At 69.0% G+C, this 8,006-nt stretch carries 8 protein-coding genes; 7 read left to right on the top strand and 1 reads right to left on the bottom strand.

All coding sequences use genetic code 11. The features are described 5' to 3' along the window. The first annotated feature begins 136 nt into the window (after positions 1-136). The 5 genes from AC07OH_RS12310 (at position 137) to AC07OH_RS12290 (ending at position 4,698) form a co-directional block, all read left to right on the top strand. Complete coding sequence (locus AC07OH_RS12310) at positions 137-1,360, top strand: CaiB/BaiF CoA transferase family protein (protein WP_495300838.1); 1,224 nt, start codon at positions 137-139, stop codon at positions 1,358-1,360. An 82-nt stretch (positions 1,361-1,442) separates the two neighbouring features. Next, positions 1,443-1,865 carry a hotdog family protein gene (locus tag AC07OH_RS12305; protein WP_082818094.1) on the top strand — a complete coding sequence of 141 codons (423 nt, stop codon included), beginning with the start codon at positions 1,443-1,445 and terminating at the stop codon, positions 1,863-1,865. 1 nt (position 1,866) lies between these two features. Beyond that, positions 1,867-2,670, top strand: coding sequence for a crotonase/enoyl-CoA hydratase family protein (locus AC07OH_RS12300; protein ID WP_495300837.1), 804 nt, complete (start codon positions 1,867-1,869; stop codon positions 2,668-2,670). A 15-nt stretch (positions 2,671-2,685) separates the two neighbouring features. Then, entirely contained in the window at positions 2,686-3,666 is a 981-nt protein-coding gene (locus tag AC07OH_RS12295; RefSeq protein ID WP_495300836.1) for a tripartite tricarboxylate transporter substrate binding protein, read from the top strand. A 60-nt stretch (positions 3,667-3,726) separates the two neighbouring features. Next, entirely contained in the window at positions 3,727-4,698 is a 972-nt protein-coding gene (locus tag AC07OH_RS12290) for a Bug family tripartite tricarboxylate transporter substrate binding protein (protein WP_495300835.1), read from the top strand. Here AC07OH_RS12290 and AC07OH_RS12285 read toward each other — a convergent pair. Then, positions 4,686-5,609, bottom strand: coding sequence for a LysR family transcriptional regulator (locus AC07OH_RS12285; RefSeq protein WP_062474040.1), 924 nt, complete (start codon positions 5,607-5,609; stop codon positions 4,686-4,688). The genes AC07OH_RS12290 and AC07OH_RS12285 overlap by 13 nt on opposite strands. Positions 5,610-5,753: 144 nt before the next feature. Here AC07OH_RS12285 and AC07OH_RS12280 point away from each other — a divergent pair, with 144 nt between their 5' ends. Next, positions 5,754-6,911 (top strand): acyl-CoA dehydrogenase family protein, encoded by a 1,158-nt coding sequence (locus AC07OH_RS12280; protein ID WP_495300834.1) that lies wholly within the window; start codon positions 5,754-5,756, stop codon positions 6,909-6,911. Positions 6,912-6,935: 24 nt separating this feature from the next. Next, complete coding sequence (locus AC07OH_RS12275) at positions 6,936-7,952, top strand: acyl-CoA dehydrogenase family protein (RefSeq protein ID WP_495300833.1); 1,017 nt, start codon at positions 6,936-6,938, stop codon at positions 7,950-7,952. Positions 7,953-8,006 lie beyond the last annotated feature (54 nt).

The following is an 8,006-nucleotide window of genomic DNA, read 5'->3' as shown; positions in this document are numbered from 1 at the left end:
CGGTATTTCACGGCCAACACCGGTTCCCCTAGCATCGTTCCAACGATACGGGAGACCGAATGGACACAAGGACAGAAGCGGCGGGTCGCTTCCTTTCGCGCACCGCGATACCGGCTTCGAAAAGCCAGGGGGCCCCATGAGCGGACCCCTCGACGGTGTGCGCATCATCGACATGACCGCGGTGCTGATGGGCCCCTATGCCACCCAGATCCTCGGCGACCTGGGCGCTGACGTCATCAAGATCGAGTCGCCCGGCGGCGATACGGTGCGCGGCATCGGGCCCGGCCGCCATCCCGGCATGGGCGGCATCTTCCTGCACGCCAATCGCAGCAAGCGCAGCGTGGTGCTGGATCTCAAGCAGCCCGATGGCCGCGAGGCGCTGTTGCGGCTCGCCGCCGATGCCGATGTGCTCATCTACAACGTCCGGCCGCAGGCCATGGCGCGCCTGGGGCTGGACTACGCCGCCATTGCTGCCGTCAATCCGCGCATCCTGTATGTCGGCGTGTACGGCTATGGGCAAGACGGGCCCTATGCGGCCAAGCCCGCCTATGACGACCTGATCCAGGGCGCGGCCGCGATTCCCACATTGGGCGTGCGCGCCGGCGCCGACGTGCCGCGCTACGTGCCCAGTGCCATGGTCGACCGCATCGTGGGAATGAGCGCGGCCAACGCCGTGTCGGCGGGCCTCTTTCACCGCGAACGCACGGGCAGGGGGCAATCGATCGACGTGCCCATGTTCGAGACCATGGCGCAGTTCGTTCTCGGCGACCACATGGGCGGCTGCACCTTCGAGCCGCCGATCGGGCCTGCCGGCTACGCGCGGCTGCTCAACGAACACCGCCGTCCCTATGCCACGCTGGACGGTCATCTGTGCGTGCTGATCTACAACGACAAGCAGTGGAAGACCTTCTTCGGCCTGATCGGCAAGTCGCAGGAGATGGAGGCCGATCCGCGTTTCAGCACCATCGGCCGGCGCACCGAGAACATCGGCGAGCTGTACCAGCTGGTGGGCCAGGTGATGAAGACCCGCACATCAGCCGACTGGACCGCACGGCTCGAAGCCGCCGACATCCCGGTCATGCCGATGCACACCCTCGAGTCGCTGATGGACGACCCGCATCTCAAGGCCGTGGGCTTCTTCGAAACCGTGGAACACCCCAGCGAAGGGCGCCTGCGCGCCATGGCGATCGCGACGCGATGGTCCGACTCGCCCCCCGCGGTGGTGCGCCAGGCGCCCCGGCTCGGAGAGCACAGCGCCGAGGTGCTGGCCGAGGCCGGCTACAGCGCGGCGCAGATCGAGGCACTGGCTGCGCAGGGCGCCACCTTGTTGCCCGCCGAACTGATTTCCGAAGCGGGCTGAACCGCCATCGCATGGACCTGAACGGAGCGCACCCTTGATCCAGCTGAACACCGGTTTCCATTTCGACGAGCTGCCAACAGGCATGCGCTTTCGTTCCCGTGCCCGCACCGTGACCGAGGCGGACCTCGTGAGCTTCATCAACCTGAGCTGGCTGAACGAAGAACTGTTCACCGACACCAGCGACCGGGCGCACATGGCGATTGCGGGCCGGGTGGTGCCAGGTGCGCTGGTCTATGCCTTCGCCGAGGGACTGATCACGCCGTCCATGCAGGGCACGGGCCTCGCGTTCCTGAATGCGGAGCTCGACATCGCCGCGCCGACCTTCGTGGGCGACACGATCCATGTCGAATGCGAAGTGATCGAGCGACGCCCCACCGCCAAGCCGGGACGCGGCCTCGTGCGCACCCGCAATTCGGTTCTCAACCAGGATGGCAAGACCGTCCTCACCTACACGCCGCTGCGCATGATGCGCATGAAGCCGGCAGACGAAAAGAAGGCGCACTGACATGGAAGACTTCCTCAAGATCGAACGCGACGGCGGCGTGGCCGTGGTGACGATGAACCGTCCGCAGACCCGCAATGCACTGTCCGACGCGGATGCCGTCGAGTCGCTGATCGCGCTGTGCGACACCGTCAACCGCGACCTGTCCGTACGCGCCGTGGTGCTGACCGGTGCCGGCACGGCGTTCTCGTCGGGCGGCAACCTGAAGACCTTGCGCGACACCATCGGCAGCGGGCTCGGCGAGCCGGTGCACAGCCGCTACGCCTACCGCGACGGCATCCAGCGCCTGCCGCTGGCGTTGTGCAACCTCGAAGTGCCGACCATCGCGGCCGTCAACGGGCCGGCCTACGGCGCGGGCAGCGACCTGGCCTGCATGTGCGACATCCGGATCGCGTCTCGCACGGCCGTGTTCGCCGAAAGCTTCGTCAAGCTCGGGCTGATTCCGGGCGACGGCGGCGCGTGGCTGCTGCCCCGGGCGGTCGGCATGTCGCGCGCTTGCGAGATGGCCTTCACCGGCGACCCCATCGATGCCGCACAGGCCCTGCAATGGGGGCTGGTCTCCGATGTGGTCGAGCCCGATGCGCTGATGCCCACGGCATTGCGGCTCGCGCAGCGCATTGCCAGCAATCCGTCGCATGCCCTGCGCATGACCAAGCGGCTGCTGCGCGAAGCACAGCACGCGCGGCTCGACACGGTGCTGGAGATGTCGGCGGGCTTCCAGGCGCTGGCCCACCACACCGCCGCGCACGAGTCCGCGCTCGATGCCTTTCTCGATGCGGCGAAGGCCCGTGCCGCGGAACGCACCTGACAGCGGGGAATGACCATGTCCTTTCAACGGCGCCACATCCTTGCCGCTGCGGGTGCGCTCGCAGCGATGCCCCTGGCCCGCGCGGCCGATGAACCCAAAGCCTGGCCGCAGAAGCCGATCCGGCTGGTGCTGCCTTACGCTGCGGGCGGGCCTACCGACGTCGTGGCACGCGCCATCGGGTTCAGGCTCTCGCAACTGCTGGGGCAGCCGGTGGTCGTCGACAACCGCACCGGCGCCAGCGGCAACATCGCGACCGAGTTCGTGGCCCGCTCCGCACCGGACGGCTACACGGTGCTGTACCACTCGTCGGGCCTGGCCATCAGCCCGGCGCTGCACAAGAACCTGCCCTACGACACGCTGCGCGATCTCGTGCCCGTGGCGCTGCCCGCGCTGATCCCGACCGTGCTCATGGCAAGCCCGAGCTTGCCCGTGGCCAACATCGAGGAGTTCGTGCAGTACATGAAGGCGCGGCCCGGCAAGCTCGCCTACGGTTCGGGCGGGCAGGGCAACGTCACGCACCTGGGCGTCGCGCTGTTCCTGCAGGCCCTGAAGCTCGATGCGATGCATGTGCCCTACAAGGGCACCGCACCCGCCATGGCCGACCTCATGAGCGGACAGACCCAGTTCCTGCTCGACGCCGTGAACTCGTCGCTGCCTTTCATCCGCGATGGCCGCGTGCGCGCGCTGGCCGTGGCCGGCAAGGCGCGCATCGGCGTGCTGCCCGGCGTGCCGGCGTTGGGCGAGTCGCTGATCCCGGGTTTTGACGCACCCACCTGGCACGGCCTGCTGGTGGCCAAGGGCACGCCGCCGGCCATCGTCAAGACGCTCAACGAAGCCGTCAACAAGGCGGTGGCCGACCCGGGCCTGCGCGGCCAGTTCGAGCCGCAAGGCGTGCTGCTCCAGTCTTCCACGTCCGAGCAGTTCGGCACGTACCTGCGCGCGGAGCTCAAGCGCTGGGCCGGCGCGGTGCAGGCCGCGGGCATCGAGGCCGAATAAGAAGACAGGCATCGGACCTGCGATCGGCGGGCCGGACAACAACGACAAGGAACCAGAGACATGAAGACCCCTTTCCTCACGCGCTGGCTGTTGGCGCTTTCAATGGGTTGCGCCGCCACGCTGGCGGCCGCGGCCGGCTACCCGGACAAGCCCGTCAAGATGATCGTGTCGCTGCCACCTGGCAGCGGCGCGGACACCACTGCGCGCTTCCTGGCCAGGCACCTGAGCGAGAAGCTCGGGCAGCCTTTTCTCGTGGACAACCGGCCCGGTGCCGACAGCTTCATCGCCGCGCGCGCCGTGGCCACCGCACCGGCCGACGGCTACACCATGTTCGTCGCCAGCAACTCGCCGATGGTGACCAACGTGGCCGTGTTCCGGCAGTTGCCTTACGACGCGGTGAAAGACTTCCAGCCGCTGGCGCGCATCGCCCGCTTTCCGATGGTGCTGGTCGTGCCCGCCAGCTCGCCCTTCAAGACCCTGCAGGACCTGGTGGTGGCTGCGCGCCAGGCGCCGGGCAAGCTCAACTTCGGCAGCGGCACCGCCACCTACCGCGTCGCGCTCGAACTGCTGCACGAGCGCAACCAGATCAAGGCCACGGCCGTGCCCTACAAGGGCACCTCGGCGGCCATGACCGACCTGGCCGGCGGCAACATCGACTACACGATGGCGGAGGTCAGCGCGGTGATGCCGCTGCTGCGCGGCGGCAAGGTGCGTGCGCTGGCCGTCGCCGCCAACGAACGCATCAAGGAACTGCCGCAGGTGCCGACCGTGAGCGAGAGCGGCACGCCCGGCTACGAGTCCTATGCCTGGACCGGCGTGTTCTTTCCCGCGGGCGTGCCCGAGCCCGTGCTCACCCGGGCGTCGCAGGCCATCAAGGAGCTGATGGACAGCGACGAGGCCAGGACCTTCATCACCTTGCAGGGCGGGGCGGTGTTCTACGGCGCGCCGCAGGCCTTCGGCGAGTTCCAGCGGGCCGAGATCGAGAAGACCCGGCGCATCGTGAAGACCGCCAACATCGGCTACGAAGACTGAGCCGGTGGCTGCGTTGCAGAAGGCTGGACAGCAGCATGCGCCACCGCGATGAAATTGCGTGCGGCCGGCGTCAAGGCGTCGGGCAGCGTGGCCATCGCGATGCCCACGGTGTACTTGGACGGCATGTCGGTCAGCGGGATCAGGCGCACGCCGTTGCTGGCGTAGCGCTGCACCACCGCCGGCACCAGCGCCATGCCCAGGCCGCTTTCCACCAGGCCGAGGATCGTCTGGACCTGCACCGCCTCCTGCGTAATGCGCGGCTGCACGCCGGCATCCTGGAACACCTGCATGGTCAGCACATGCATGGTGGGCACCAGCGTGCGCGAGTACGCGATGAAGGGCTCGCCCTCCAGCTCGGCGATGGCGATCTCGCTGCGCTGCGCGAAGGCCGAATCGGCGCTCACGGCCAGCACCAGGTGGTCCAGTTGCAGCACCGTGAGTTCCGCTGCGGTCGGCGTCAGCACCGGGTAGCGCACCAGCGCGAGGTCGAGCGAGTGGTCCTCGATGCGCCGCAGCAGATCGGTGGTGGTCGATTCCTCGATCTCCAGGTCCACGCGCGGGTACTGGCGGTGAAAGCTGCGCACGATCTGCGGCATCAGCGAATAGGTGGCCGAGCCGACGAATCCGATGCGCAGCAGGCCCTCTTCGCCCGCCACGCCGTCGCGGGCCGCGCGGCGGACCTCGTCGACGAAGAAGAGTGCGCGCTTGGCGTTCTGCAGCACGGCTTCGCCGGCGGCCGTGAGCCGCAGGCCGGTGGAGAGCCGGTCGAACAGGAGCACGCCGAGTTCTTCCTCGAGCTTCTTGATCGAGGTGGACAGCGGCGGCTGCGCCATGTGCAGCCGCTCTGCGGCGCGATGAAAGTTGAGCGTCTCCGACAGGACGACGACCTGCCGCAGTTGGCGAAGCTCCATGGGGGCGAATGTCTCGGTGAGTGCGGCAGTAACGGGTGGCCCGCTGCGGCTGCCAAACGGTGCAGGAGCCACGCGGATTATGGCGCTTGCATCCACCCGAACGAAGCGGGCAAAACCCGATGAAGCATCTGTGAGGACACACCATTGAACACCCTGCAATCGTTTTCGCTGGTCGCGATTCCACCGGAGGACGAAGCCCTGCGCGCGCCGGTGCGCGCCTTCCTGCAGTCGGCGCTGCACGGCGTCGCGCCGGCCGTGCGGGCGCGCTCCTGGATGGGGTTCGACGCCGACTTCAGCCGCGCGCTCGGGCGCCAGGGCTGGATCGGCCTGACGCTGCCCAAGGCCTATGGCGGCGCCGGGCGCAGCAGCTTCGCGCGCTTCGTGCTGCTCGAAGAACTGCTCGCCGCGGGCGCACCCGTGTCGGCCCACTGGATCGCGGACCGGCAGACCGCGCCGCTGATCCTGCGCTACGGCAGCGAGGCGCAGCGCGCGTTCTTCGTGCCGCGCATCGCGCGCGGCGAACTCTTCACCAGCATCGGCATGAGCGAGCCCGACACCGGCTCCGACCTGGCCGGTGTCCGCTCGCGGGCCGTGCCCACCGCCACCGGCTGGCGCCTGAACGGCCGCAAGATCTGGACGACCAATGCGCACCGCGCGCACTACATGTGCACCCTGGTCCGCACCTCGGGAACGTCGGAAGACCGGCACAAGGGCCTGTCGCAGTTGCTGGTTGACCTGACGCTGCCGGGCATCACCGTGCGGCCGATCCGCGATCTCAGCGGCGACGGGCATTTCTGCGAAGTGCTCTTCGAGGACGTCGAGCTGCCGGCCGATGCGCTGGTCGGCGAAGAGGGCGCGGGCTGGCAACAGGTGACGGCCGAACTGGCCTTCGAGCGCAGCGGACCCGAGCGCATCTACTCCAGCCTGGTGCTCGCCGAAGCCTGGCTCGCCGAACTGCGCCGCGGCCCGGCGCCGGCCGCCGGCGTGCAGGTCATCGCGGGGCGCATCGCCGCGCGCATGGCGGTGCTGCGCGCGATGTCGCTGGCCGTGGCGGAGCAGTTGGGCCGTGGGCTCGATCCCGCGTTCGAGGCCTCGCTGGTGAAAGACCTGGGCACCGAGTTCGAACAGGCGATACCCGGATGGATCGAGGAAGCCTTCGACGCGCCCCACCACCCGGTGCCGTCGACCGGCCTGCTGCAGACCCTGGCCTACGTGACGCAACTGGCGCCGAGCTTTTCCCTGCGCGGCGGCACGCGCCAGATCATGCGCGGCATCATCGCCCGCGGGCTGGGCGTTCGCTAGCAGCGCCGCACACAAGGACACATGATGGACGACACACTCCTTGACGAATTCGAACGCCCGCTGCGCGCACTGTGCACCGACGACACCTTGCGCGCCGTCGAAGCCGGCGCGCCCACCGACGCGCTGTGGCAGGCCATCGATGCGCTCGGCTACACCGATGCACTCGTGGCGGAAGCGCTGGGCGGCGCAGGCCTGTCGCTGCGCGAGCTGTTCGCGCCCGTGTTCGCCGCCGGCAAGGCCGGGCTGGCGCTTCCCTTCGGTGAGACCGCCGTCGCGCGCGCATTGGTGGCCACGGCCGGTCATGGCGAGCGGCGCGGCGCCGGCCCCATCGCGATCGCGCCGGGTGTTCCCGGTGACGCGGGTTCCATCGTTTGCCGCGACGTGCCCGGCGGCGCGCTCGCGCAGCAGGTGCTCGTGAGCTGGCAAGGCGAATGGCTGCTGTTGCCGCGCGATCGTGCAACGGCCACGCCGGGTGCGTGGCGCCCGCAGGCTTCGGCCACCTTGCAGTGGCACACGCCCGATCTTGCCGTGGCGCGCTTCGATGCGGGCAGCGCCGATGCCGTCGCGCTTTGCAATGCACTGCACGCCGTAGGCATGGCGGGCGCCATGGCGCGCGTGCTCGAACTGGTGACCGACTACGCACGCGACCGCAAGCAGTTCGGGCGGCCGATCGCGCAGTTCCAGGCCGTGCAGCAGGAACTCAGCGTGCTGGGCGAGCAGGCGCATTCAGCCACGCTGGCCGCCCGACTGGGATGCAGCGCTGCGGGCGTGCAACCCGATCCGTTGCTGGCCGCTACCGCGAAGCTGCGGGCCTGTGAGGCGGCGCGCAGCGTCTGTGCCATCGCGCACGCCGTGTTCGGTGCCATCGGCATCACCGAGGAACATGTGCTCGGCCTGTACACGCGCCGCCTGCACGAGTGGCGCGCCGTGCCGGGCACGGAGACGCAGTGCGCGCGCCTGTTGGGCGAGGCCCTGCTGGCGCAGACCGACGGGCTGTTCGATTTCGTCCGGCTGCGCTTGGCCGCGCCGGCCCTGGCCTGAGTTTTCACCAATCCGCGTGGCCGGCAGTCGCCACGCATCGAAGGAGACAAGCGA

It is taken from the genome of Variovorax sp. GW821-FHT10C12, assembly GCF_059415405.1.
This window is presented reverse-complemented; position numbering and strand designations above follow the sequence as displayed.

What these genes read in the sequence shown, in the direction of transcription:
- AC07OH_RS12305 (WP_082818094.1), top strand. Translation starts at nt 1,443, where the DNA reads ATGCGCTTTCGTTCCCGTGCCCGCACCGTGACCGAGGCGGACCTCGTG.
- AC07OH_RS12285 (WP_062474040.1), bottom strand. Translation starts at nt 5,609, where the DNA reads ATGGAGCTTCGCCAACTGCGGCAGGTCGTCGTCCTGTCGGAGACGCTC.
- AC07OH_RS12275 (WP_495300833.1), top strand. Translation starts at nt 6,936, where the DNA reads ATGGACGACACACTCCTTGACGAATTCGAACGCCCGCTGCGCGCACTG.
- AC07OH_RS12295 (WP_495300836.1), top strand. Translation starts at nt 2,686, where the DNA reads ATGTCCTTTCAACGGCGCCACATCCTTGCCGCTGCGGGTGCGCTCGCA.
- AC07OH_RS12300 (WP_495300837.1), top strand. Translation starts at nt 1,867, where the DNA reads ATGGAAGACTTCCTCAAGATCGAACGCGACGGCGGCGTGGCCGTGGTG.
- AC07OH_RS12310 (WP_495300838.1), top strand. Translation starts at nt 137, where the DNA reads ATGAGCGGACCCCTCGACGGTGTGCGCATCATCGACATGACCGCGGTG.
- AC07OH_RS12290 (WP_495300835.1), top strand. Translation starts at nt 3,727, where the DNA reads ATGAAGACCCCTTTCCTCACGCGCTGGCTGTTGGCGCTTTCAATGGGT.